This window comes from Shinella sp. SUS2 (assembly GCF_001262505.1).
GTDB lineage: Bacteria > Pseudomonadota > Alphaproteobacteria > Rhizobiales > Rhizobiaceae > Shinella.
Window position 1 is genome coordinate 225,874 of record NZ_KQ410730.1, and the last position, 24,970, is coordinate 250,843.

Sequence of the window (24,970 nt, forward strand, 5' to 3'; positions counted from 1 at the left end):
CAAGAATTAGGCGAAACGTGCGCGTTGCGGCAAGATTGCGTCCGAACCTTCGATCCGTCGCAGCGGGCATGCGAGACCCGCGACGATTATTGCGCTAGATCAATTTTGCGGCGGCGGACAGCCCAAATGTTTCTACCGCACTGCGACAGAATGCTGCGCTGCGACGAAGCACCTCACTTCCAAGCGCGACCATGCCCGCTTATTGCCGACTAGACAGAACGCAAGTTGAGGCCGCAATGCCGAAGCCATTCAGTTTAGCCCGAGTCTCGATCCTTCCCCTGATGCTGGTCCTGCTCACCGGATGCAACATGGTTGTCATGTCGCCGTCCGGCGACATCGCCGCCCAGCAACGGGACCTGATCGTCGTCTCGACCATTCTCATGCTGATCATCATCGTACCGGTGCTGGCAATGACGCTCTATTTCGCCTGGCATTACCGCCAGTCGAACACCGCAGCGAAGTACGATCCGGAGTGGCATCATTCGACGGGCCTGGAAGTCGCCATCTGGTCGGCCCCGCTCGCCATCATCATCGCGCTCGGGGCCATCACCTGGGTCAGCACCCACAAGCTCGATCCGTACCGGCCGCTGGAGCGGCTCGACGCGGCGCGGCCGGTGACGGAAGAGATGAAACCGATCACCGTGGAGGTGGTGGCGCTCGATTGGAAATGGCTGTTCTTCTATCCGGAATACGGCATCGCCACCGTCAACGAGATGGCAGCGCCCGTCGACGTGCCGATCAACTTCAAGCTCACCGCCTCTTCGGTGATGAACTCCTTCTATGTGCCCGCGCTTGCCGGCATGATCTACACCATGCCCGGCATGGAGACGAAGCTGCACGCCGTCATCAACAAGGCGGGCGAATACGAGGGCCTGTCGTCCAACTACAGCGGTGACGGTTTCTCGCACATGCGCTTCAAGTTCCACGGGGTCGACCAGGCCGGTTTCGAGGCCTGGGTGGCGCGGGTCAAGCAGAACGGCACGGCGCTCAACCGCGACGCCTACCTGAAGCTCGAAAAGCCGAGCGTGAAGGAGCCGGTGCGCTACTACGCCACTGTCGACAACGGGCTCTACCAGGCTGTGCTCAACATGTGCGTGCGCGACGGCCAGATGTGCATGAAGGACATGATGCACATCGACATGATGGGCGGCGCCGGCAAGGAAAGCCACGACAACAAGGCCAAGCTCGAGCACGACAACCGCCATGCCGAGGACGAGGCGCCCGCCGCCACCTTCCCCGAGACCGGCAATCCCGCGCGCAGCGAAGAACCGGCCGAGGGCGTCGAGGAGAACCCGGCAACGATGAACCACGACGCGCACCAGTCGCACTAGCCGCGCTGGTCGCACCAGTTTTCATTGCGCCCGCCGGCTGCGGCGGGCGCGCAAGGCCCAAGGTCCCACCGGGCCGCCTACGCAACGATATTGGACGATCCCATGTTCGGCGACATCAGCCTCACGCAATTCATCTTTGGACGGCTCACCTGGGAAGCGATCCCCTACCACGAGCCCATCCTCGTCGTGACCTTCGCGGTCGTGGCGCTGGGCGGCATCGCGCTTCTCGGCCTGATCACCAAGTTCAAGCTCTGGGGCTATCTCTGGAACGAGTGGTTCACGTCGGTCGATCACAAGAAGATCGGCATCATGTATATCATCCTCGCCATCGTCATGCTTGTGCGTGGCTTTGCCGATGCCATCATGATGCGCATCCAGCAGGCGATCGCCTTTGGCGGCAACGAGGGCTATCTCAACGCCCATCACTACGACCAGATCTTCACCGCCCATGGCGTGATCATGATCTTCTTCGTGGCGATGCCCTTCGTCACCGGCTTCATGAACTATGTCGTGCCGTTGCAGATCGGCGCGCGTGACGTCTCCTTCCCGTTCCTGAACAATTTTTCCTTCTGGATGACGACGGCCGGCGCGGTCATCATCATGATGTCGCTGTTCGTCGGCGAATTCGCGCGCACCGGCTGGCTCGCCTATCCGCCGCTTTCGGGCGCGGACTACAGTCCCGGCGTCGGCGTCGACTACTACATCTGGGGGCTACAGGTCGCCGGTGTGGGCACGACCTTGTCCGGGATCAACCTGATCGCGACCATCGTGAAGATGCGCGCGCCGGGCATGACCTTCATGAAGATGCCGGTCTTCACCTGGACCGCGCTCTGCACCAACATCCTGATCGTCGCGACCTTCCCGATCCTGACGGCGACGCTCGCCCTCCTGTCGCTCGACCGTTACGTGGACACGAACTTCTTCACGAACGACCTCGGCGGCAACCCGATGATGTATATCAACCTCATCTGGATCTGGGGCCATCCGGAGGTCTACATCCTCGTTCTGCCGGCCTTCGGCATCTTCTCCGAGGTGGTCGCGACCTTCTGCGGCAAGCGGCTCTTCGGCTACACGTCGATGGTCTATGCCACCTGCGTGATCATGATCCTCTCCTATCTCGTCTGGCTGCACCACTTCTTCACCATGGGTTCGGGCGCGTCCGTCAACGCCTTCTTCGGCATCACGACGATGATCATCTCGATCCCGACGGGGGCGAAGATGTTCAACTGGCTCTTCACCATGTATCGCGGGCGCATCCGCTACGAGGTGCCGATGCTGTGGACGGTCGGCTTCATGGTGACCTTCGTCATCGGCGGCATGACGGGTGTGATGCTAGCCATCCCCCCGGCCGACTTCGTGCTGCACAACTCGCTGTTCCTCATCGCCCATTTCCACAACGTCATCATCGGCGGCGTGCTGTTCGGGCTGATGGCGGGCGTCGTCTACTGGTTCCCCAAGGCCTTCGGCTACAAGCTCGATCCCTTCTGGGGCAAGATGAGCTTCTGGTTCTGGCAGATCGGCTTCTTCTTCGCCTTCATGCCGCTCTATGTGCTCGGCCTGATGGGCGTCACCCGCCGTGTCAGCCAGTTCGAGGATCCCTCGCTGCAGATCTGGTTCATCATCGCGGCCTTCGGTGCCTTCCTGATCGCGCTCGGCATCAGCTCCTTCATCGTCCAGCTCGTCGTCAGCTACTTCAAGCGCGACCAGCTGCGCTGCGACAGCGGCGACCCGTGGGACGGCCGCACGCTCGAATGGTCGACCTCCTCGCCGCCGCCGGACTACAACTTCGCCTTCACCCCCGTCGTGCACGACCACGATAGCTGGTACGACATGAAGAGCCGCGGCTACGAGCGTCCGCTCGGCGGGTTCCGGCCGATCCACATGCCGAAGAACACCGGTACGGGCGTCATCCTGTCGGCCATCAGCGTCGTGCTCGCCTTCGCGCTGATCTGGTACATCTGGTGGCTGGCGGCGCTCGCCTTCGTCGGCATCGTCGCCGTGTCGATCGCCCACACCTTCAACTACGACCGCGACTTCTTCATCCCCGCCGACACCGTGACGGCGACGGAGGATGCGCGCACGAAACTGCTTGAAGAACGGACCTGAGCCATGAGCGCGACCCAAGTCCACAATCCCGACGAAAAGCCGGTCTTCTACCTCAAGGACGATCATCACCCGGAAAACAGCACCATGCTGGGTTTCTGGCTCTACCTGATGAGCGACTGCCTGATCTTCGCCGTGCTGTTCGCAACGCACGGCGTGCTCGGCCGCAACTATGCAGCAGGGCCCTCGCCGGCCGATCTGTTCGACCTCAATCTCGTCGCCATCAACACGGCGATGCTGCTCCTCTCCTCCATCACCTACGGTTTTGCGATGCTCCAGATGGAGCGGGGCGCCAAGATGGAGACCCTGGTCTGGCTCGGCATCACCGGCGTCTTCGGCGCGGCGTTCCTGGCGCTGGAGCTCTACGAGTTCTACCACCTGATTGCCGAGGGCGCCGGCCCGACGCGTTCGGCGTTCCTGTCCTCCTTCTTCACGCTGGTCGGCACGCACGGCCTGCACGTCACCTTCGGCATGATCTGGCTGATCACGCTGATGGTGCAGGTGAAGAAACACGGTCTCAACCCCGAGAACCGCCGCCGCCTGATGTGCCTGTCCATGTTCTGGCACTTCCTCGACGTCATCTGGATCGGCGTCTTCTCCTTCGTCTATCTCCTGGGAGTCCTCGGATGAGCGCCCACCCCACCCACGAAAGCGCCCACGACACCCACCATGCCCACAGCGATGGCCATGGCGCCGGCCACGGCTCGTTCAAGGGCTACATGATCGGCTTCGTGCTCTCGATCGTCCTGACGGCCATTCCCTTCTGGCTGGTCATGGGCGGCGTGCTCGACAGCAAGCTTTTCACCGCCGTTCTCGTCATGGGCATCGGCGTGGTGCAGATCGTCGTGCACATGGTCTACTTCCTGCACATGAACCCGCGCTCGGAAGGCGGCTGGACGATGATGGCGCTGATCTTCACCCTCATCATCGTCGGCATCGCGATCGCCGGCTCGCTCTGGGTCATGCATCACCTCAACACCAACATGATGCCGATGACCCACGAGATGATGAAGAACATGCCCTGAGCGGGGTGGTGGATGTGCGGGAAAAAATGGACCGCTTTGGCGACCACGCCCCTCTGCCCCTCATCCGGCCTGCCGGCCACTTTCTCCCAGCAAGCGGGGCGAAGGGGATATGCCGCGCCGTTTTTCTCAAGTTGCAACGATCCGTGGGGCAAGTTCCCTCTCCCCGCTTGCGGGGAGAGGGTTAGGGTGAGGGGCATTGCCCGGATACAATGGCTCGACGCATCGTGCGGGTCTTCGGCAGAGCAGAGAGGGATACAATAGGCCTGATGCCCCAACCGTCCCGCCGCGCCCGGCGCCTCCTTACCGGCTTCCTCCTCCTTCTCGTCGCCGCCTTCCTCGCGCTCGGTGCCTGGCAGGTGCAGCGTCTCTTCTGGAAGCTCGACCTCATTGCCCGCGTCGACAGTCGCGTGAACGCGGACCCCGTGCCGGCGCCTTCACGCGCCGAATGGCCCGGCATTTCCCAGGAAAAGGACGAGTACCGCCGCGTCACCGCCACCGGCCTCTTCCAGCACGACAGGACGGTGCTGGTGCAGGCCGTGACGGAGCGCGGCGCGGGCTTCTGGGTGCTGACGCCGCTCCGCCTGCCGGACGAGACGATCGTGCTGATCAACCGCGGCTTCGTGCCTGCGGACCGACGCGAGCCCGCCGACCGCATCGCCAGCGAACTTGCCGCCGGCCCCGTCGCGGTGACGGGCCTCCTCAGGCTCAGCGAACCCGGCGGCGCGTTCCTGCGCGCCAACGACCCGGCCGGGGATCGCTGGTTCTCCCGCGATGTCGCCGCCATCACCGCTGCAAAGGGCCTTACCGATGTCGCGCCCTATTTCATCGATGCGGACGCGACGGCAAATCCCGGCGGCCTGCCGGTCGGCGGCATGACTGTCATCGCCTTCCGCAACAGTCACCTCGTCTACGCGCTGACCTGGTTCGCGCTGGCGGCCATGAGCGCGGCGGCCGTCTGGGCCGTGCATCGCCGGAAGCTTGTTTAGCCCCGCCGTCTTTATGAAATCCCTATCTTCCCCGCTGCTTTTCCCAATCGAGAAGTTATGTCGGCACGCCTAGCTTGAAGGTCGAAGCCACCGCCGGATACGGCCCTGGCCTCGACATTCCAGGAGGCGCCCTGATGCGCAAAGACCAGCCTGACCCGTCCCTGCCGCCGCTCTCGACGCGGATGATCTTTCTGAACCACCGCGTGCGCATGCACGAAAACGCCGCAAGGCGGTTCCGCCGGGCGGATGCGACGCCGCGGCCCGCCACGACCTGGGCGCTGCTCGCGGCTCTTGCCGCCCTGGCGCTGCTGGCGGTGGCCCATGCCTAGGCTTTCTCCGTGGCAATTGCCGGCTGCCGTGCCGGAAATCCTGCCCGCCGATACCGATGCGCTCGCCGCGCGCCTCGCCACCGTGCCGCGCCTGCGCGAACATCATCTCTGGGAGGTGCTGCGCATCCTGCCCTCGCTTGCCGAAGCGCGCGAAGACATCGGGTTCCGCCGCGCCTTCCGCATCCTGATGGAGCGTGACGACCTCGACGGCGCAAGCCGGGCGCTGGTTGCCGCCGCGCGCCCCGCCCGCCGGCTCGACCGGCTGCAGGCGCTCGACGGCGTGTGGATCGCCCGCATCGTCTTCCTGGAGGCCGAGCGACGCCGCGCCGTCGCCGTGCATGGCGACCGGCGCGCCGCCGTCATGGCCGCCCTGGTGGCGCTCGATCGCCCCGCCCCCTCACAACACTGAAAGGACAATCCCATGCCGGAGCATCGGCGCCGCATTCCCGTTCAGGGCCTCATTTCCGATCTCGTCACGCCCTTTTCCGGCGAGGCGGTGGACCACGCGGCGCTCGCCGCCCTCATCGACTGGCAGATTGCGAGCGGCGTTTCCGGCATCGCCGTCTGTGGTCGGCTGGGCGAGGGGCCGGCGCTTGGCCGCGAGGAGCGCCGCGCCGTGCTCGCGACGGCGGTCCGCAGCGCCGGCCTTGCCGTGCCCGTGCTTGCCGCCGTCGGCACCTATGCGACGGACGCGACCATAAGACTGGCGCTCGATGCGGAAGAAGAGGGCGCGGACGGACTGGTTATCGCGACGCCCTACTACAGCAAGCCGACGCAGAAGGGCATCATCGCCCATATCAGCGCCGTGGCGGAGGCGACGGCGCTGCCGATCCTGGCGCTCGCCGATCCCGCGACAACGCGTTCGGACGTCACGGCCGAAACCCTTTGGGCACTCAGCGAGATCGTGGGCATCCACGGCTTCGTCGACGCATCCGGCGACATGGCGCGGCTCGCCGTGATCGACCGCAGGCTGCGCGAGCGGCTGGCGCTCTATTCCGCCCATGATGCGACCGCCTTCGCCTTCAACGTGCTCGGCGGAAGCGGCACGCTGTCGCCGGCCGCAAACCTTGCGCCGCGCCTGACGAGCGCCATGCACCAGGCGCTCAGGACCCGCAACATCGACCTTGCGCTCGACCTGAAGGATCGCCTCACGCCGCTCTTTGCCGCACTCGGCGATACGCCCGACCCGGCCGTGGTCAAACACGGGCTCTCGCCCGTGCTCGGCCTTTCCGAGACGGTGCGGCTGCCGCTGGTGCCCGCCTCATCCGCGATGGGCGCGTCGGTGCGCCGGGCGCTTGCCGGCCTGCCGGAATGCGCCGCGCAGCTTGCCAGGGCGAGCTGAGGGACCGGCACATGAAAACCAGGAAGAAGGACCGCAAGGCGATCGCCGCCGCGCTGCCACACCCCAAACCCCCGCTGCCGCTGCCGGCGCTGCTTCTGCGCATCGGCCTCATCCTCGTCGCCGCGGCGGCCGTGCAGCATTTTCTGCCGCAACCCTGATCCATCCCCGAAAGGAAGACCCATGCACCGCCAGACTCGCAAAAACCGCGTCCGCCGCGCCAGCCGGCCGCCGGAGCCGCCCCGTTTTACCGTCGGCCGCGACCCGCATGGCTGGTGGGTGGTGGAAGACCGCCTCGGTCGCGTCGGCGGCCTGTTCGCCAGCGAGGAGGCGGCGATGCACTATGCGCTGGAAGAGAGCAACCGTGACCGCGAGGCCGTGCGCCGCCAGCAAATTGGCGCCGCGATCGCGTTCCGGTTCGCCTAAAAGTCTTACGGCCGGCTGCCGCAGCAGAGCCGGTTTACATCACGAAGGCCCGTTCCCAATCTCCCCGGGGGCGGGCTATTGCCTATGGAATACATTCGCTGCCCCCAGCCCCTTCTCCCCGAGGGGGAGAAGGTCGCGGCAGCGGGATGAGGGGGAAGCCGAAGGCTAGAAAAGCCGGGGAGCCATCCGCGTGCCCCCCTCATCCCCGGCGCAACATGTTGCGCCTGAACCCTTTGGGCCACCTTCTCCCCACGGGGAGAAGGGAAGGTGCGGCCACCGCGCATGCCCGAGCGATTGCCGGCGCTTGTGGAAAGTGCCGATGGGCAGAGGGGGACTTTGTTCGAAAATCCGCCCGTCCCGCCGGTCACCCGAGACTTCTCGCCAGAATGCGGGCGAGGGCGGCGACCTCCTGTTCCAGCCGCGCCGGCGTGATGCCGACGAAGCGCCCCTCCAGGCTGATGGCGATGACGCCGTGCACGGCGGAAAAGAAGGTGCGGGCGCGGATGGCGATGTCCTCGGCGGACGCATCCGGCATGCGCGCCGCCATCGGCACGGCGATGAGGCCGATCAGGAAGGCGTGTTCGGCAAGGTGCCAGTCGGGCACTGCAACGCCCTCCGGCATGCGATGCTCGAAGAGCGCGGCCCAGAGGTTCTTTTCCGCCAGCGCGAAACGGAGATAGGCGAGCGACAGGTTGAGGAACGTTTCCTCGATGCCGGCTTCTTGCGGGATGGCGGTTTCCAGCGCCGTCTCCAGCCGCTTCAGCGTGCCGGAATTGACCGCCAGGATCAGCCCGTCGAGATCGGGAAACACCGTGTAGAGCCCGCCGAGCGCCGATCCCGCCCGCTCGGCGATGTCGCGGGCGCGCAGACCCTTCAGCCCCTGGTCGCGGATAAGGTCCGTGCCGGCGGCGACGAGCCGGGCTTTCAGGTCTTCCTTCTTCGTCCGTGGTCCCGCCATCGGCCTCGACTCCTATTTTTGAACGTCGTTCACTTTCTATATTGAACAACGTTCATTTTTATGCGACAAGATTATTGAACATTGTTCATATAGGGAGAGACGCAAATGTTCAAACAGATCCTGACGCTGATGCGCGGCCGTGCCCACGAGGCGCAAGAGGCCTTCGGCGACCGTCATGCCCTTCCCATCCTCGCCCAGCAGATCCGCGACGCCGCGCGCGGCGTGGAGGCGGCACGCCGGGCGGTGGCCGTCGCCATTGCCCAGAACCGGCTGGAGACGGAAAACGCCGAACGCCTCGCCGCCCGTATCAAGGACCTCGAAAGCCGCACCATCGCCGCGCTCGAAACGGGCCGCGACAAGCTTGCCACCGAGGCCGCCGGCTCGATTGCCCGGCTGGAGACCGAATTGCAGAACGCCCGCCAGGTGCAGGCCGAATTTTCCGGCGGCATCGACCGTCTGAGACAGGCGGTGCGGCAGAGCGAGATGCGGCTTTCGGCGCTGCGCCGCGGCGAACGGCTGGCCCTGGCGCGCGATCGCACGCGGCGCCTTTCGAACGACGCACCAGGCGAAAACACGCTCGCCGACGCCGAAGCGACGCTGGCCCGGCTGGAGCAGCGCCAGCGCGAGGCCGAACTGACGGCCGAGGCGCTGACGACGCTGGAGACCGGCCCGGACCCGGCGGCGCTCGCCGAAAAACTCGCCGCCGCCGGCTGCGGCCGCCCGCTCGTCACCAGCGCGGACGAGGTGCTCCAACGCCTGCGCAGCCGCATGAACGCCCAATAAAACGGATTTGAAGGGAACCATCGCCATGAACGACAGCCTGATGAAACACTCGTCCGCCTGGACGACCTTCTCCTATGCCAGCTTCGGCCTCGCCGCCTTCATGCTGGCGCTCGGCCTCTACATGATGCCGCTCGATCTCTGGGGCAAAGGCTATCTCGCCATGGGCATCCTGATGCTGGTGCAGACCACCGTAAACGTCACCAAGACGTTGCGCGACAACCAGGAAGCCGACAAGCTGCTCCGCCGCATCGACGACGCCAAGACGGAAAAGCTGCTGCTCGGCATCAAGAGCGAAGACGTCTGATCGAAAGCGACCTTGCCTCTCAACCAAGCGGCAAGGTCTTGCCTTTAAACAATCCCGCAAGATGGGGGATGCGCCGTGCAACAGAATCTCATGACGTCCCGGCGCTTCGCGCCGCTCTTCTGGACCCAGTTCCTGTCCGCCTTCAACGACAATTTCCTGAAGAACACGCTGGTCTTCCTGATCCTCGCGACGGTCGCGGCAGAGGACGCGGGATCGCTGGTGACGCTCGCCGGCGCCGTCTTCATGGCGCCGTTCCTCTTGTTCTCCGCCCTCGGCGGCGAGCTTGCCGACAAGTTCGACAAGGCCGTGATGGCCGAGCGGCTGAAGCGGGTGGAACTGGCGGCCGCCGGCGTTGCGGTCATCGGCCTTGCCTTCCATTCCATCACGGTGCTGATGGCGGCGCTCTTCCTCTACGGCGTCATCTCCGCCCTCTTCGGCCCGGTCAAGTACGGCATCCTGCCCGATCATCTCGAACGCAAGGAACTGCCGCGCGCCAATGCCTGGATCGAGGGCGCCACCTTCATCGCCATTCTCGGCGGCACGCTGGTCGCCGGCCTTGCCGCCGCTGATGGCGTCAATCCCTGGCTCTTCGGGCCGATGATGCTCGGCCTTGCGCTCGCCTGCTGGCTGTCGAGCCGCTACATTCCCCGCGTCGGCGCGAAGGCCCCGGATCTCGCCGTCGATCGCAACGTCTTCCGCTCCACGAGCCGCCTCGTCAATGCGCTGCGCGGCGACAAGCGCCTGTGGCGTTCAGCGCTGATGGCGTCGTGGTTCTGGCTGGTCGGCGCCATCGTGCTCTCGCTGCTGCCGCCCATGGCCAAGGGCAGCCTCGGCGGCGACGAGACCGCCATCACCGCCTATCTCGCCGTCTTCGCCGTCGCCGTCGGCATCGGTTCGGCCATTGCCGCCTGGATGTCCGCCGGCCGCATCGTGCTGCTGCCGGCGCCGATCGGCACGCTGATCATGGCCCTCTTCGGCCTCGATCTCGCCTGGAGCGTCGGCCATGCCGGTGTCGCGGCGCCCGCGGAAAGCCTCTCCGCTTTCTTCGCCGGCCCCTACACGATCCGCATCGCCATCGACCTCGCCGGCATGGCGATCGCGGGCGCTTTCCTCGTCGTGCCCACCTTCGCCGCCTTGCAGGCCTGGGCAGAGGAAGAGCAGCGCTCGCGCGTCATCGGCGCGGCCAATGTGCTCTCGGCCGGCTTCATGACAGTCGGCGGCGGCCTTGTCGCGGCCTTGCAGGCGGCGGGCACCTCGACGCCCCTGCTTCTCGCCGGCCTCGCCATCGCCAATATCGTCGCTGCCTGGGTGATGCTGAAGACGCTTCCCACCAATGCCTTCCGCGATTTCGTCTCCATCCTCTTCCGCGCCTTCCTGCGGCTGGAAGTGGACGGGCTCGACAACCTGAAGAAGGCCGGCAAGGCGCCGATCATCGCGCTCAACCACGTGTCCTTCCTCGACGGCGCGTTGGCGCTTGCCCTCACCGACGAAGAACCGACCTTCGCCGTCGATTACACCATCGCCAAGGCCTGGTGGGTGAAACCCTTCCTGAAGATGTGCAACTTCCTGCCGCTCGATCCCTCGAAGCCGATGGCGACGCGCACCTTGATCAAGACCGTCAACAACGGCGAACCGCTGGTCATCTTCCCCGAGGGCCGCATCACTGTCACGGGCGCGCTGATGAAGGTCTATGACGGCGCCGCCATGGTGGCCGATAAGACCGGCGCGATGGTCGTGCCCGTGCGCATCGACGGACTGGAAAAGAGCTATTTTTCGCGCCTTTCCTCGCTGCATGTGCGCCGCCGCCTGTTCCCCAAGGTCAAGGTGACGATCCTGCCGCCGGTACGCCTTACCGTGCCGGCCGAACTGAAGGGCCGCAAGCGCCGCATGGCGGCGGGTGCCGAACTCTACCAGATCATGTCCATGCTGATGTTCTCCACCACGGACACCAGCACGACCGTCCTCGAAAAGGTCATCGAAAGCGCCGAGGAGCGCGGCATGCGCCGCCTTGCCGTGCAGGATCCCGTCACCGGTTCGCTCACCTATGGCAAGCTTTTGACCGGTGCCGCCGTGCTCGGCGCAAAATTCCGCGCGCTCTACCCGGAAGACCGGACGCTCGGCGTGCTCCTGCCCAATGCCAACGGCTCCGTCGCGACCCTTCTCGGCGTCATGTCCGCGGGCAAGGTGCCGGCCATGCTGAATTTTACCGCCGGTTCCGCCAACATCCTGTCGGCCTGCAAGGCGGCCGAGGTGCGCCGCGTGCTCACCTCCCGCGCCTTCATCACCCAGGCGAAACTGGGCCCGGTCGTGGAAGAACTTGCAAAGACGCTGGAGATCGTCTGGCTCGACGACCTGCGCCAGACCATCGGTTTTGCCGACAAGCTGCGCGGCCTCCTGCGAAAAGGCCGGCCGCTCGTCAAGCGCAAGGCCGACGATCCGGCGGTGATCCTCTTCACCTCGGGTTCGGAAGGCGCGCCGAAGGGCGTGGTGCTCACCCACCGCAACATCCTCTCCAACGCCGCGCAGGCGGCCTCGCGCATCGATTTCCATTCCGGCGACAAGGTGTTCAACATCCTGCCGGTCTTCCACTCCTTCGGGCTCACGGCCGGCACCATCCTGCCGCTCGTCTCGGGCGTGCCGGTCTATTTCTATCCCTCGCCGCTGCACTACCGCATCATTCCGGAGCTGATCTATTCCTCCAACGCCACCATCATCTTCGGCACGGACACCTTCCTCAACGGCTACGCCCGCACCGCGCACCCCTATGATTTCCGCTCGATCCGCTACTGCTTCGCCGGCGCGGAACCGGTGCGCGCCACCACGCGCGCGCTCTACATGGAAAAGTTCGGCGTGCGCATCCTCGAAGGCTACGGCGTCACCGAGGCGGCCCCGGTCATCGCGCTCAACACGCCGATGTTCAACAAGGCCGGCAGCGTCGGCAAGATCATGCCCGGCATGGAATACCGGCTCGACCCGGTGCCGGGCGTCGATGTCGGCGGCCGCCTCTTCGTGCGCGGCGCAAACGTCATGTCCGGCTATCTGCGCGCCGAAAACCCCGGCGTGCTGGAGCCGACGCCGGACGGCTGGCACGACACCGGCGACATCGTGACCGTCGACGAGGACGGCTTCATCACCATCCGCGGCCGCGCCAAGCGTTTTGCCAAGATCGGCGGCGAAATGGTCTCGCTCGCCGCCGTCGAGGCGCTGGCCGGCGAACTCTGGTCCGGAAAGTTGTCGGTCGTCGTCTCCCTGCCGGATGCCAAGAAGGGCGAGCGCCTCGTCCTCCTCACCGACGCCCCCGACGCCACCCGCGCCGCCTTCCTGCGCTTTGCCAAGGAAAAGGGCGCGATGGACATGATGGTGCCCTCGGAGGTGAAGGTCGGCACCGTTCCGGTGCTCGGCTCCGGCAAGGTGGATTTCGTCAGTGCACAGAAGTTGCTGGCGGAACAGGCCCGGGCGGAAGTGGCGGCTTGAGGTTTTTGGCGCTGGCGAGGGTTCGCCCCTCATCCGGCTGCCGCCACCTTCTCCCCGCTTGCGGGGCGAAGGAAAAGGATGCACCGGCCTCCCGCAAATGAAACCGCCTTGCGTGAGGAAGAATGTAGCCACAGATGCCCTTCTCCCCGCTTGCGGGGAGAAGGTGGCGGCAGCCGGATGAGGGGCAATCTGCGTCGCCGTCAGCCGTCCAGCACAAGCTCTTCCGCCGGCAACCGGTACTTCGTCGTCACGAAAGGCGCCGGTCCGACGCGTAGCACATTGATCAGCCGATGCCCCGCCGGAACGGCAAAGCGCTGTCCCATCGCCTCGGCGGCGGCGGGTACGTCGGCCAGAACCGCCATCGGCCAGCCGGCAAGGCCAAAGCGGGTGAAATCCAGCCAGAACCGGTAGAAGGCCCGGCCCGTCGCGACCGGGCTTTCGCCTGCCGGACGGTGGAAGAGCAGGCAGGCCGCCGCCGTCATCGTCTTGGCGGTCTCGGAGACCAGCGATGCCGCGAGGCCGAGACGGTCGGCGAGGGAAAAGAGCGGAGAGGCGAGGATTTTTCGCGCCACGGCGCCCTCCAGCCGGCCCATGCGCAGCGCGTCGAGATTGAGGCCGTCGCTCCTATAGGCGGGGCGGTTCGGCGAAAGCCGCATCCAGGCGACGAGCTCGTCGCGGAAGGCACGTTCGCGCATGACGGCGAGGCTTGCCGCGTCGTTGCGTGCGGCGATGAAAGCGAGGGCATCCTTTCCGCCGGCGAAGGTGACGTCGTCTTTCCCCCGCACTGAGGCTTCGAGGGCCGCCAGCGTCTCCGGCGTTGCGGGTGAAAACAGGCCGCGCCATGTGAAGCGTTTTTCGGTGAAGGCGGCGAGATCAGGCGCGGTCGCCGCGCCCGATGGAGTGAGGCGGGCGGCGAGGCGATAACCGGGGCGCCACAGGATATCCGCAGGCCAAAGGTCCTCGACTTCGGCGCCGATGCCGCGGCCGGCAAAGGCCATGACGAGGCCTTCGAGCGCCGCGCCGCAGGAAAGGCCCATGTCGCGGTTCGTCGGGTCGCCGACGGCAAGGCGGCGGGAGAGATCAGCGAGCACGAGGATGCGGCCGGCATCATCCAGCGCGAAGCGGGCAGGCTGGGTGTTGTGCGTGGAGGGCGCGCGGTTGGCCTCGGCGGCGAGCGTCTTGAGGGTGGCGATGTCGATCACAGCGTTTTTCCGAAGAGATGCAGCCGGTGCATGGGGCGGGCGCCGGCTTTTTCCGCCTGGCGCAGGCTTGCGGCGTTGGCATCGGCGATCCAGGTGCCCCCGGCGGTCTCGTAACCGGCCCGCTTCATCTCACCGAGGATGTGGGCGAGCATCAGCGGGTTGAGGCCGCGGCCCCAGAATTCCGGCTTGACGCCCTGGAAGATGACGACGGCGCGGCGGCGTCTCAGCCGATGTTTTATAAGGTGCCAGGGCGTGGAGAGGCCGAGGCGCGAGCCCATGGCCTTCAGCATCGGGTTGACGTCGGGAATGGCGATGACGGCGCCGGCGGGGTTGCCATCCTTTTCCGCGACGGCCGAGATGCGCGGGTCCATGATCCACTTCATCTCTTTCGCCTGGAATTCGTATTCGGCGCGGCTGACGGGCACGAACATCGGGTTGTCGGCAAAACTCTCGTTGAGGATGAGGCGGGAATCTTCCAGCCGCCGGTCGAGTGTTTTCCGCTCGATCGGCGAGAAGGAAAAACCGTCGGCGCGCAGCGCCCGCATCTCCGCGCCGTCGAGGATGCCGCCGAGGGGTGCCGAGCGGATGTCGATCTCGAAGGTCGTCATGGGGAAGGACGGGGAGTAACCGCGCTTTTCCAGAAGGCGCGGTAGGTGCGGCGGGCCCCAGATCTGGTCGGTATAGGGCGCATGTTCGAAGCCGCCGGTCATGATGCCGGCCTGCTGCATGGCGGTGAGGTTGAAGTTGCCGAGGATTTCCGAAAAGCCCTTCTGGCGCGCCCAGTCTTCTGTCCGTTCCAGCAGCGCGGCGGCGACGCGCTCGTCGTCGGCGCAGTCGAAATAGCCGAAATAACCGCGTTTCAGGCCGAAACGCGTGTTGGAGGCGCGGTGCACATGGGCGGTGATGCGGCCGCGCACCGCGCCGTTGTCATGGGCGGTGAAGATGGAAAAATCGTCAGGGGTTTCGAAGAGCGGGTTGGTCTTCGCCGAGAGGAAGCGCCTGAGGTCGCCTTTCATCGGCGAGACATAGGGCGTGCCGGCATAGGCGGCGAAGGGGGCGGCGAAGAAGGCGTCGATGTCGCCCTCACGGATCTCGATCATGCGCCCTCTCCGAAATCAAAAGCGCCATGCGCTGGACGACCTTCAGCTCCGTCTCGGCGCCGGGCGTGGCGGAGACGGAGGGCATGTTGAGGGCGATCAGCCGGAAGGGTTTTCGGGAAACCAGCATCAAGTGGGTCGCCTCGTATTTTTCGGTGAGCCAGGCGAGCTGTTCGGCGTCGGTTTGCGCAAGGTCCGCCGTTTCCGTGGCGCGCAGCAGCGGACGGGCGGAAAGCAGCGTCTTGAGGCCGGCAAGGTCGAGATCGGCAAGCGCCGCCTCCTCGAGCAGCAGCGCGCCCTCGACCAGCGGATGGTTCTGCAATTCCTTCAGGAAACCCAGCGTGTCGTCGATGCGGTCTTCGGCAAGATGGCGGATGAGGCTCTGGCGGCGATGTTCGGTGCGCAGGCTGATCGTGTCGTTCCAGAGGGTGCCGAGCAGCGCCGCCGCGGTGATGACGCTGGCGGTTCGCGTAAAGGCGGCGGCGTCAAAACCGTTCTCCATGCCGATGGCGAGCGCGGCGGTGAGGGCGACGGCGGTGAGGATGACGAAGGCGGTGACGGTGTCGCGGTGGCTGGTGGCGCGCTGGCCGAGGCTGATCAGCAGCCAGCAGAGGAAGAGGATGGCGACGCCGCCGAGCCGGACGGGCAGGTCGATATAGGTCGAGCGGAAATCCGTGACGAGCAGCGGCAGGATGAGCAGCAGCGACAGCGCGATGCGGTCCACCGCCTGGTTTTCCGCCCGGGAAAGGCTCTTGCGGTCGCGCGTCACGGCCATGTGGCCGGCGAGCGCGAAGGTGACGAGCTGGTAGAGGAAGAGGCCAAGGAACCGCCAGGGATCGGCGAAGGAGGCGGGCAGGAAGGCGAGCACGGCGAAGCTTACCGCGCCGCCGGCGGCGATCCATTTGGTGAGGCGCGGCGCATGCCGGCGCATCAGGCCCTCGGCGAGGATGACGGTGGCGAGCGGCACGAGGCCGGCGGCGATCATCGTTGCAGCCTCGAAGACGAACAGACCCGTCCACCAGGCGAAGACGCGGCTGATCATCAGCGCCGCCAGCACGCGCAGGCCGAAGAGGAAGCGGCGGGTCAGCGGGCTTTCCGCATCGAACGAACGGATGGCGCGGATCAGGACGATGAGCCCTGCGAAGGCGGCAAGCGAGATGAACGTGTCGGCGATGGTCGGCGGGATCATGGTTTTGCCGTCAGCCGCTGAATGAAGCGCCGCACCAGCGGGCGCAGCAGCGCCGCGAAAAGCGCATTGCGCGGGCGCTCGACGCGGCCGGCGTGCGGATTGAAGAACCAGCCGCGGCAATCGGCGCCGTGCGGCCGGCCGAGCACGGCGTTGATCGCCTCGTAGGCCATCAGCATGCCGGTCGAGATGACCATGGGGGCGAAGGACATGCGGCTGCGCGTGCCGGCCACCACCTCGCCGGCGAGCGCAAGGTCGACATGGTGGCGGGAGGAGGAATGCACCATCACATGCTCCGCCTCGCGCAGAAAACTCTCCGCACGCTGGTCGGGCGTCAGCGCGTTCCAGGCGGTGCCAGTCGTCGGGTAGCCGAGCCGTTCTTCCGGCATCGGGTCTTCCGCACGCGTCACATAGATGGAGGGGAGCGGCGCGGCATAGGCGTCGATGACGGTTTTGTCGTGGCGGCGCGCGGTGCGGTAGAGGAGGAGGCTCGCGCCGAGATCGTCGGTGCCGTTGATGACAACGTCGGCATTTGCGACCAGCGTCTCCACCTGATCCGTCCAGTCCGGGCCGAAGACGGTGATGGCGAGATCCGGATTGATCTTCAGGCAGAGGTCGCGTGTCGCCTCGGCCTTCTGCCGGCCGATCGTATCGGCAAAGCAGAAGACCTGACGGTTGAGGTTGGACATCTCGAAGCGGTCGATATCGGCAAGCACCAGCCGGCCGATGCCGGCGCGGACCAGCGCCTGGATGGCTGCGCCCCCCATGCCGCCGGTGCCGCAGACGAAGACGGTCGCCTCTTGCAGCCGGCGCTGCTCCGCCTCGCTGACGAAGCCGATATTGCGGGTGGTGAAGGTCTCGTAGGAAAAGCTCATCGGGAAGGTCTCAATATGCCCCAGGGCCGGCGGCCGTCGGCCCAGTGCATGAGGGGCAGCACCAGCCGCTGCACGAGGATGACGAAGCTCGCCACCGCAAGGCGCCCGAGCGCGTTGCGCGGCACACTTTCGAGGAGGTAGCGCTGGGCGGCGTTGAGATCGAGCTGGCCGATCTGCAACAGGTCGTCGCCGCGGGCATAGTCGAGTTCGGCGGCGCAAAAATCGTTGTATTCCGCCTTGCGGTGCTTTGGCGCGGCGTCGAAGGTCTTTTTCAGGTTGTCCGAGCCGCCGGTATAGGCATCGGTGATGACGAAACGGTCGGCATCGAAGCCCGCCTCCTTGCCGACGCCGAAGACATGGCGGTGCGCGGCCATGATCTCCGTCGCGATCATCTGCTGGCGCAGCGAGCGCCGCGCGCCGCGGCTCGGCGAGGGAAAGACGTCGGAAAAGGTTTCCGCCACCATGCCGGCGACGGCGGGAACCTGCGTGACGTTGGAGATCCAGAGCGGCCGGAGCTGGTTGCGCAGGAAAAGCAGGAAACAGGTGAGGCCGTAGAGCACCCAGGAAAGACCCTGGCTGCGCACCGTCGGGTCGATCATCACCAGCCCGAGATGCAGCACCTCGACGGGCTTGCCCGACAGCGAGAGCGAGAGGACCGGCAGCGCATTGAAGGCGACGGGCGTGCCGTCGGAAACGCGGTAGACCAGCGTGACGATGGTGCGCTGGAGCACGTCCTCGCGCGCCGAAAAGACGCCGTAGTCGAGATCGCCATGCGGCACCGCGCGGCCGGCGACCTTCAGGAGATCGGCCCTGAGCGCGCCGAGCTCGCGCTCGTTCATCCACAGGCCCGGAAACTCGACGATCCGGGCGCGAAAATCGGCCGAGGTCTTGAGATCGAGGTCGAGGCGCTTCTTCAGGACGACCGACAGGAGGTTGTACAAGGGACCGATCCGGAAACGAGAGGCGGGCTGGCCGCGCATAGTGGCGGTCGAGAGGTAAGATTTGGTTTAACGCGGAGGATAGGCGGTTTGTAAGGGGGTATCGTGCGCCACGCTCCTCCTCAGGCCGAACGCCCCGCCTCCCTTGACGCCCGCTCCAAACTCCGGCCGAGAACGCCAAGAAAAATGGCGAAGAACCGCCTGGGCCCGTCCTCGGCCGCCAGCGTGAAGCCGCCGAAGTGATCGGCCAGAGACCGGTAGCAGGCGAACCTGTCGGGGGCGATATAGGACGGTGCGGCAGCCGGCGACTGGCGCAGGCAATACCAGTCGACGACGAGGTCGAGGAGAGGGATGGCCTCCAGCGGCGCGATGTCGAGACCGGCCGGCGACGTTCCCCCTGCCATCAGCCGGGAGAGACCGGCGAGCGTCATGCCGCGCGCCAGTTCCGCCATCTCTGCCGGCCATTCCCGTGGCAGGAAGCGCTGGACGACGAGGGCGCGCATGTGGCGGTGCAGGAAATCCCCATAGTTACGCGCGGCAAGCGCCGGGTCGGGGGCAAGGCCGGCGCGGGCCTGCTCAGTCCGGTAGAGCGCGAGTAGATCGGCATCGAGCGGCGCCTCGGCAAGCGAGACGGTCTCGACCGACGGCGCCCCGTCTCCCGTCTCGACCACGACGAAGCCGGCGGGAAAGGCAACGAGCGAGGGTACGGCGATATTGACGAGGCTGCGGCCATCGGCCGAATGGCGCGTGCGGGCCTCGACATGCAGGTGGCCGCTGAAATGCAGCGACAGGCCGCCGGCGGCGAGCGTCTCGGCAACGATCGGGCACGGCGTGCGCTTCGCCACGATCGTTTCGCCGAAGAGGGCGCGCTCGCTGTCCGTCTCGTCCTCGAACGGGTCGAGAACGGGGTAGTGCGAGAAGGCGAGGAGCGTCTTGCCATCGCGTTCCGCCCGCGCCGCGACGTCGGCGATCCAGGCAAGGAGATAGGGTTTCACGCGCAGGAGCGCGTTCCAGCCGGCATCGGAACTGCCAAAAAAGGCCCTTTTGCGAGCGATGTCGCGCCGGCCGTTGCGCGGCTCGAAGACATTGGCGTCGATCATCAGGAGCCACAGGCCGTCTTCCGGCTCGACCAGGTAGGAGGCGTCCATCAGCCGCCGCACGGTGCCGCCATCGGCGGAATGGAGGTCATGCTCGCGCTCGGGCGGCGCATCGCGGGTGCCGAAGGGCGTTTCGAAATGAAGATCGTCGGGACGGCGGAAATAGCCGAAATCGCCGAGCGCGCGAATGCCCGCCAGCACGCCGTCGCAATACATCTTCTCCGTCACGACCGGACGGCCCGGATCCTCCGCCGCCTTTTCCGCATCGCTCGTCACCAGCGTCGTGCCGCCCTCGGCATTCACGTAGCGGGTGTCATGATGCTTGCCGAGCGGGCCGAAGACGTCGTGGTTGCCGGGCGTGGCATGGAAGCGGAGGCCATGACGATCACGATAGGCCGCGAGCAGCCCTACGAGGCTCGCCACCGTGCCGCGCTGGCCGTCATCCGTATAGTCGCCGAGCAGCACGACATGGCGGATGCCCATGGCGACGATCCGGTCGAGCGCCGCGGGCAGGGCGGCGAAACTCTCGTTGTAGACACGGGTGGAGCGGACGGTATCGGCGAAGGTGCGCACCGTCAGCCTTCGTCCGTTCACGACGATGCCGGGAAAATCATAGTCGCCTTCGATATCGTGGAAATGGGCGTCCGCGATGACGGCGACGCGGGCCATGGGGCTCAGGCCCGCCTGCGATAGAGGAAGTAGCGCTTGCTGTCGACGGAGGCGGGCAGCGCCAGAGGCTCCAGTGCGGCATGGTCGAGCGGCAGGCCGCTGATGGCAACGCCGGCGGTGCCGAGCGCGCGGGCGACGACATCCGGCAGCCAGGTCAGCGTGACCGCGTCCTTGTCGTCATAACCGGTGCCGATATCGGCATGGACGAGCGCGGCATTCGTGCCGGCAAAAGCCCTTGCCGTCTCGACGATTTCCCCGAGCACCAGGTCGCCCGGTGGCGGTGTGGAGGAGGAATGCGCGCCGAGCGCCCGGTCGAAGGCGACGATGCGCCGGCCGGGGAATTTTTCGCGCAGGTGATCGAAGGTGCGGCCGTTGCCAAGGCCGATTTCGAGGATCGCGCCGTCGTCCGGCAGCGGCAGGTTCTGCGCGACATGATCGATGACGTCGCGCTGGGCGGACATGCGGCGGATGAAGCTTTCGAGACGGCTCATGCAGGAAAATCTCAGGCCTTGAGGATCGTATCGGCGGCGATGCCGCGCCGGGCAAAGACGTTGCGCGTGTCGACGATCAGCGCGCCCCATTCGGCGAGCGCCGCATAGTCGACATCGTCATGGTCGGTGGCGATGAGGATCGCGTCGAAGGCACGGATATCCGCCTCGTTCCAGGAAGCCGACGGGTGGCCGCGGAACGCGCCGTATTCGCGGGTCGGCGGTATCTCCGGCACATGCGGGTCATAGTAGCTTGCCGAACCGCCGCGCTCCTCGATCAGCTCGATCAGCTTCAGCGAGGGGCTTTCGCGGATGTCGGGCACGTTCTTCTTGTAGGCAAGGCCGATCACCAGCACCTTCGAGCGGCTCAGCGCCTTGCCGGCGCGCCGGTCGAGCGCTTCGGCCAGCCTCGCCACCACATGGCGGGGCATGGCCGAATTGATCTCGCCGGCCAACTCGATGAAGCGGGTCGGCAGCTCGTGGGCGCGCGAGGCCCAGGTGAGGTAGAAGGGATCGATCGGGATGCAATGGCCGCCGAGGCCCGGGCCCGGATAGAAGGGCATGTAGCCGAAGGGTTTCGAACTGGCGGCGTCGATCACCTCCCAGATGTCGATCCCCATGGCCTCGTAGACGACCTTCAGCTCGTTCACCAAGGCGATATTCACGGCGCGAAAGATGTTCTCCGTCAGCTTCACCGCTTCCGCCGTGGCGGTGGAGGAGACGGGCACGACCGTCTTGACCACCGCGCCGTAGAAGGCGGTGACGAGCGCCTGCGCCGTATCGCCGTCGCCGGCGACGACCTTCGGGATGGTCGAGGTCTGGAATTCGCGGTTGCCGGGGTCCTCCCGCTCCGGCGAGAAGCCGAGGAAGAAATCCGTGCCGGATTTCAGGCCACCGGCCTCCAGCGTGCGACGCACCAGGCCGTCGGTCGTGCCGGGATAGGTGGTCGATTCCAGAACGACGAGCTGGCCGGGGCGAAGCGTCGCGGCGATGTCGCGGCAGGTCTGCTCGACATAGCGCATGTCGGGATCGCGGTGACGCGTCAGCGGCGTCGGCACGCAGATGGCGATGATATCGCATTCACCGAGCCGGGAGAAATCGCTCGTCGCGGCAAAGCGGCCGGCGCGATGCTCCGCGTCGAGAATGTCACTCGGCACCGCCTCGATATAGCTGCGCCCGGCCTCGATCGCGGTGATCTTGCCCGGGTCGATATCGAAACCCGTCACGGTAAAGCCGGCACGGGCAGCGGTGATGGCGAGCGGCAGGCCGACATAGCCGAGGCCGACAATGCCGACGCGGGCCCCGCGAGACGTTATTCGGGCCAGCAGCGTCTCGTGGGAAAGCAAGGCAGTTGGCATCGGCACTCCGCGCACATATACAGGACCGCGCGTTGAGATGGGAGAGTTTGGCCAGCCTGTCAACCCTAGCCCGAACGGGGCGAGGGATGGATGCGAGGTCCGTGGGCCGGTTTCCGACCCGCCCGCAATGCTGCGGCAACACGGTGCGCAGCGAGCTGTTCCACAACGCGCGCCGTGCTTGCGGCACCCGGACGACAAGCAGAAAGGGCCCGCGGGCGAGCATGAAGATCGCATTCTACGCCCCGCTGAAATCGCCCCACCACCCCGTGCCCTCGGGCGACCGGTTGATGGCCCGCCAGCTTCTCGCATGCCTCGGCCACGCCGGCCATGCAGTGGCGCTCGCCTCGGAGCTGCGCGCCTTTTGCGGCGACAGCGATGACGCAGCGGCCTATGCGGCGCTCACGGCGCAGGCTGCGGCCGAGGTCGAGCGGCTTTCGGCGCTCTGGCGGGCGGAAGGGGCGCCGGACCTCTGGTTCTGCTACCACCCCTACTACAAGGCGCCGGACCTGATCGGCCCCGCGCTCTGCGAACGTTTCGGCATCGCCTATGCCACGGCCGAAGCCTCCTATTCCGGGCGCCGCAATATCGGCATCTGGGCCGACATGCAGGCGCGCGTCCTGGACGCCGTCCGCGGCGCCGCCGTCAATATCGGGCTCACCGCCCGCGACCGGGCGGGCCTTGCCGCCGCCACGCCGGAGGCGGTCATTGCGCCGCTGAAACCCTTCATCGACGCCGCACCGTTCACAGGTCAGACCCCGCGGCCACAGCCGGGCCATCTCGTCACCGTGGCCATGATGCGGGCCGGCGACAAGCTGGAGAGCTTTCGCGCGCTTGCTGCGGCGCTGCGGCTGGTCGAGGACAGGCCCTGGCGCCTTTCGGTGGTGGGCGACGGGCCGCTGCGGGGCGAGGTGGAAGCACTGTTTTCCGGCATCGGCGACGGGCGCATCGCCTGGCTGGGGCAGAAGCCGCAGGCCGCTGTGGCAGAGATCCTGGCCGAGGGCGCGCTCTATGTCTGGCCGGGCTGCGGCGAAGCCTATGGGCTCGCCTATCTGGAGGCGCAGGCCGCCGGCCTTCCCGTCGTCGCCCTGCGGACGGCGGGCGTTCCGGAGGTGGTCGAGGACGGCAAGACGGGGCGCCTCACCGCGCCGGGCGATCATGCTGCCTATGCGGCGGCCATCGCGGCCCTCATGGACGACGCAGCGGAACGCCGGCGTCTTGCCCACAACGCCCGCGCCCGCGTGCTGGCCGAGCATTCGCTGCCGGCCGCCGCCGCGGCGCTCGACGCCATCGTGCGGAAAGCTGTAGGAGAGACAGGATGACGCCGCCAGCCAGCGCAAAACCCCTCGTGGAAGAAATCGCCCGCCGGGCCGCGGCGGGAAAGCCGCTGAGGCTGTGGCTGCGCGACGACGACGCCGTGGAGCCCACAGCAGCGCTCGACACGTTGCTGGCGCTGACGGAGCGCCACGCGGTGCCCGTGCTCATCGCGGTCATCCCGGCCTTCACAGGTGCGGCACTCGCGGCGCGGCTGGCCGAAGCCCCGCAGGCGCAGGTGGCGGTGCATGGCTGGGCGCATGCAAACCATGCGGGGCCAGGGGAGAAGAACCAGGAGCTCGGCGCCCATCGCCCGGCGGAAACGGTCCTTGCCGAGCTTGAGCAGGGCTTCAAACACCTTTCCACGCTCCATGCCGGCCGCTTCGTGCCCATGCTGGTGCCGCCGTGGAACCGCATCGCACCTGCCGTTGTCGGCGGCCTGCCGTCCCTTGGTTTCAAGGCGCTCTCCGTCTTCGGTCCGGAAAAGCCGGCACCGCTCGCTGTGCTCAACACGCATGTGGACATCATCGACTGGCGCGGCACGCGGGGTGCCCGGCCGGCCGAGGCGGTGATTGCCGATCTCGTGCGCCTGTCGCAGGCCCACGACGGCCCGATCGGCCTCCTGACCCACCACCTCGTGCACGACGCAGCCGCGTGGGCGCTGATGGCGCTGATTTTCGAGGCGACCGCCGGGACGGCGGGCTGCGTCTGGGCCCGCGCGGGAGACCTCGTCGGGTAGGGTAGTATCCTCTTCCAGTGCCGCCGCTTCATTTTTTGCTGCCGTCCGGCTCGCCAGGAAAGGAAGAGACGTCTTGTTCCGTGACCACCCGCCTCCCGGCAGGGCGGAGCGCTTCACCGTCGGACGGCCCAGGGTTTCCAGCGGGAAATGCCGGTCGCAAGTCGCCCGCCGCCGCTGCGCCGGGCGACTTGCGCAAACCACGGCCTTGCAGACGGTGAACGGATGATCACAGAAATATGAAAGACGCGAGAGCGGGGTGAGGGGACTAGTCCCTTGTTTCTGCCGCAATTCCTTGGCAAATCCAGCCCGCGCCGCAAGGTGCTTCGCTGCTTCGCGGAACGGGTTTTCCATTCACAGCCGCGAAAAGTCCGGTAACGGAATGCCTTCGCGAAAGGCTATCGGAAAAGGATGAGAACGCCTGTTGCGTGGACGCACGCAACAGCAATCTGGCCGACCCGAAGGGGACGTTCAGGAAATGCCGGCAGGCAAGGCCGACGGAGAGGTCCTCAGTGCGCGGTTGCGAGCCGCTCGCCCATCACGCGCATGGTTTCGGCCATGCTGCGGGGGCAGGACGAGAGAACCTTGAGGAAGCAATCCTTGCGAATGCGCAACGCTTCCACGACCGTGGAGGCCTTGACGGTGGCATTGCGGGTCGTGCCGCAGAGGATGGCGATTTCGCCGACGACCGAGCAACTGCCGGTCGATGCGATCTTCTCGTCTCCTGAGGGGCCTTCCTTGTAGACATCGACGACGCCCGACAGAACGACATAGGCGGCATCGCCTTCATCGCCCTGATGGAAGAGCTCCTGGCCCTCACGGTAGCTGACGCGGTCCGAAGCGAAGGCGAGCAGTTTCAGCTTGCCTGCGTCGATGCCCGAGAACAGCGGCACCCGTCGTAACATCTGCACTTCGTCGTTCAAGATCATAACAGTCAACCGCCTCGAATTCCGGT

The 24,970-nt window shown here is 66.3% G+C and carries 25 protein-coding genes; 15 read left to right on the forward strand and 10 right to left on the reverse strand.

The window, feature by feature from the left end:
* Positions 1 to 236 precede the first annotated feature (236 nt).
* The 10 genes from cyoA to AKG11_RS14625 all read left to right on the forward strand — a co-directional run bounded on the left by cyoA (position 237) and on the right by AKG11_RS14625 (position 7,539).
* Positions 237 to 1,331, forward strand: a complete 1,095-nt coding sequence (gene cyoA, locus AKG11_RS14585; protein WP_023516010.1) for a ubiquinol oxidase subunit II — start codon at positions 237 to 239, stop codon at positions 1,329 to 1,331.
* A 102-nt stretch (positions 1,332 to 1,433) separates the two neighbouring features.
* Entirely contained in the window at positions 1,434 to 3,437 is a 2,004-nt protein-coding gene (gene cyoB, locus AKG11_RS14590; RefSeq protein ID WP_050744368.1) for a cytochrome o ubiquinol oxidase subunit I, read from the forward strand.
* Between the two features lie 3 nt (positions 3,438 to 3,440).
* On the forward strand, positions 3,441 to 4,064 hold the full coding sequence (cyoC, locus tag AKG11_RS14595) for a cytochrome o ubiquinol oxidase subunit III (protein ID WP_050744369.1): 624 nt from the start codon (positions 3,441 to 3,443) through the stop codon (positions 4,062 to 4,064).
* Positions 4,061 to 4,459: a cytochrome o ubiquinol oxidase subunit IV gene (cyoD, locus tag AKG11_RS14600; protein WP_050744370.1), complete on the forward strand. Its 399-nt coding sequence runs from the start codon at positions 4,061 to 4,063 to the stop codon at positions 4,457 to 4,459. Before cyoC ends, cyoD begins: the two co-directional genes overlap by 4 nt.
* A gap of 266 nt (positions 4,460 to 4,725) precedes the next feature.
* Positions 4,726 to 5,445, forward strand: coding sequence for an SURF1 family protein (locus tag AKG11_RS14605; RefSeq protein ID WP_050744371.1), 720 nt, complete (start codon positions 4,726 to 4,728; stop codon positions 5,443 to 5,445).
* A gap of 134 nt (positions 5,446 to 5,579) precedes the next feature.
* Entirely contained in the window at positions 5,580 to 5,774 is a 195-nt protein-coding gene (locus AKG11_RS14610) for a hypothetical protein (protein ID WP_130516631.1), read from the forward strand.
* Positions 5,767 to 6,183, forward strand: a complete 417-nt coding sequence (locus AKG11_RS14615) for a hypothetical protein (RefSeq protein ID WP_156334100.1) — start codon at positions 5,767 to 5,769, stop codon at positions 6,181 to 6,183. The genes AKG11_RS14610 and AKG11_RS14615 overlap by 8 nt, the downstream gene beginning before the upstream one ends.
* Positions 6,184 to 6,195: 12 nt before the next feature.
* A complete protein-coding gene (locus AKG11_RS14620; protein ID WP_050744374.1) occupies positions 6,196 to 7,116 on the forward strand; it encodes a dihydrodipicolinate synthase family protein in 921 nt (306 codons plus the stop codon).
* A gap of 11 nt (positions 7,117 to 7,127) precedes the next feature.
* Positions 7,128 to 7,274, forward strand: coding sequence for a hypothetical protein (locus AKG11_RS34565; protein WP_023517515.1), 147 nt, complete (start codon positions 7,128 to 7,130; stop codon positions 7,272 to 7,274).
* A 22-nt stretch (positions 7,275 to 7,296) separates the two neighbouring features.
* The gene (locus AKG11_RS14625) at positions 7,297 to 7,539 is read left to right on the forward strand and encodes a hypothetical protein (protein ID WP_050744375.1); all 243 of its coding nucleotides are present in this window, start codon (positions 7,297 to 7,299) and stop codon (positions 7,537 to 7,539) included.
* A gap of 364 nt (positions 7,540 to 7,903) precedes the next feature.
* Here AKG11_RS14625 and AKG11_RS14630 read toward each other — a convergent pair whose 3' ends face one another.
* On the reverse strand, positions 7,904 to 8,497 hold the full coding sequence (locus AKG11_RS14630) for a TetR/AcrR family transcriptional regulator (RefSeq protein WP_050744376.1): 594 nt from the start codon (positions 8,495 to 8,497) through the stop codon (positions 7,904 to 7,906).
* A 105-nt stretch (positions 8,498 to 8,602) separates the two neighbouring features.
* Between AKG11_RS14630 and AKG11_RS14635 the strand changes: the two genes are divergently transcribed.
* The 3 genes from AKG11_RS14635 (at position 8,603) to AKG11_RS14645 (ending at position 13,058) form a co-directional block, all read left to right on the forward strand.
* A complete protein-coding gene (locus tag AKG11_RS14635) occupies positions 8,603 to 9,280 on the forward strand; it encodes a PspA/IM30 family protein (protein ID WP_050744377.1) in 678 nt (225 codons plus the stop codon).
* Between the two features lie 25 nt (positions 9,281 to 9,305).
* On the forward strand, positions 9,306 to 9,584 hold the full coding sequence (locus tag AKG11_RS14640) for a YiaA/YiaB family inner membrane protein (RefSeq protein ID WP_023517096.1): 279 nt from the start codon (positions 9,306 to 9,308) through the stop codon (positions 9,582 to 9,584).
* 75 nt (positions 9,585 to 9,659) lie between these two features.
* On the forward strand, positions 9,660 to 13,058 hold the full coding sequence (locus AKG11_RS14645; RefSeq protein WP_050744378.1) for an acyl-[ACP]--phospholipid O-acyltransferase: 3,399 nt from the start codon (positions 9,660 to 9,662) through the stop codon (positions 13,056 to 13,058).
* 200 nt (positions 13,059 to 13,258) lie between these two features.
* Here AKG11_RS14645 and AKG11_RS14650 read toward each other — a convergent pair whose 3' ends face one another.
* The 8 genes from AKG11_RS14650 to AKG11_RS14685 form a co-directional block, all read right to left on the reverse strand.
* On the reverse strand, positions 13,259 to 14,260 hold the full coding sequence (locus AKG11_RS14650; protein ID WP_050744379.1) for a hypothetical protein: 1,002 nt from the start codon (positions 14,258 to 14,260) through the stop codon (positions 13,259 to 13,261).
* On the reverse strand, positions 14,257 to 15,360 hold the full coding sequence (locus tag AKG11_RS14655) for a GNAT family N-acetyltransferase (protein ID WP_050744380.1): 1,104 nt from the start codon (positions 15,358 to 15,360) through the stop codon (positions 14,257 to 14,259). The genes AKG11_RS14650 and AKG11_RS14655 overlap by 4 nt, the downstream gene beginning before the upstream one ends.
* Positions 15,344 to 16,546 carry a hypothetical protein gene (locus tag AKG11_RS14660; RefSeq protein WP_050744381.1) on the reverse strand — a complete coding sequence of 401 codons (1,203 nt, stop codon included), beginning with the start codon at positions 16,544 to 16,546 and terminating at the stop codon, positions 15,344 to 15,346. Before AKG11_RS14660 ends, AKG11_RS14655 begins: the two co-directional genes overlap by 17 nt.
* Positions 16,543 to 17,418, reverse strand: a complete 876-nt coding sequence (locus AKG11_RS14665; protein ID WP_050744382.1) for a HesA/MoeB/ThiF family protein — start codon at positions 17,416 to 17,418, stop codon at positions 16,543 to 16,545. The genes AKG11_RS14660 and AKG11_RS14665 overlap by 4 nt, the downstream gene beginning before the upstream one ends.
* Positions 17,415 to 18,359, reverse strand: coding sequence for a hypothetical protein (locus AKG11_RS14670; RefSeq protein WP_245290157.1), 945 nt, complete (start codon positions 18,357 to 18,359; stop codon positions 17,415 to 17,417). The genes AKG11_RS14665 and AKG11_RS14670 overlap by 4 nt, the downstream gene beginning before the upstream one ends.
* Positions 18,360 to 18,478: 119 nt before the next feature.
* The gene (locus AKG11_RS14675; RefSeq protein WP_050744384.1) at positions 18,479 to 20,122 is read right to left on the reverse strand and encodes a metallophosphoesterase family protein; all 1,644 of its coding nucleotides are present in this window, start codon (positions 20,120 to 20,122) and stop codon (positions 18,479 to 18,481) included.
* Positions 20,123 to 20,127: 5 nt separating this feature from the next.
* A complete protein-coding gene (locus tag AKG11_RS14680; RefSeq protein ID WP_050744385.1) occupies positions 20,128 to 20,613 on the reverse strand; it encodes a class I SAM-dependent methyltransferase in 486 nt (161 codons plus the stop codon).
* Between the two features lie 11 nt (positions 20,614 to 20,624).
* Entirely contained in the window at positions 20,625 to 21,968 is a 1,344-nt protein-coding gene (locus AKG11_RS14685) for a nucleotide sugar dehydrogenase (RefSeq protein ID WP_050744386.1), read from the reverse strand.
* Between the two features lie 221 nt (positions 21,969 to 22,189).
* On the opposite strand from AKG11_RS14685, the gene AKG11_RS14690 reads away from it, so the two are divergent.
* Together AKG11_RS14690 and AKG11_RS14695 are read left to right on the forward strand one after the other, a co-directional pair.
* Positions 22,190 to 23,287 carry a glycosyltransferase family 4 protein gene (locus AKG11_RS14690; RefSeq protein ID WP_050744387.1) on the forward strand — a complete coding sequence of 366 codons (1,098 nt, stop codon included), beginning with the start codon at positions 22,190 to 22,192 and terminating at the stop codon, positions 23,285 to 23,287.
* Positions 23,284 to 24,018, forward strand: coding sequence for a polysaccharide deacetylase family protein (locus AKG11_RS14695; protein WP_050744388.1), 735 nt, complete (start codon positions 23,284 to 23,286; stop codon positions 24,016 to 24,018). The genes AKG11_RS14690 and AKG11_RS14695 overlap by 4 nt, the downstream gene beginning before the upstream one ends.
* A gap of 506 nt (positions 24,019 to 24,524) precedes the next feature.
* On the opposite strand, the gene AKG11_RS14700 is transcribed toward AKG11_RS14695, so the two are convergent.
* The gene (locus AKG11_RS14700; protein ID WP_023512973.1) at positions 24,525 to 24,944 is read right to left on the reverse strand and encodes a cyclic nucleotide-binding domain-containing protein; all 420 of its coding nucleotides are present in this window, start codon (positions 24,942 to 24,944) and stop codon (positions 24,525 to 24,527) included.
* Positions 24,945 to 24,970: the final 26 nt, after the last annotated feature.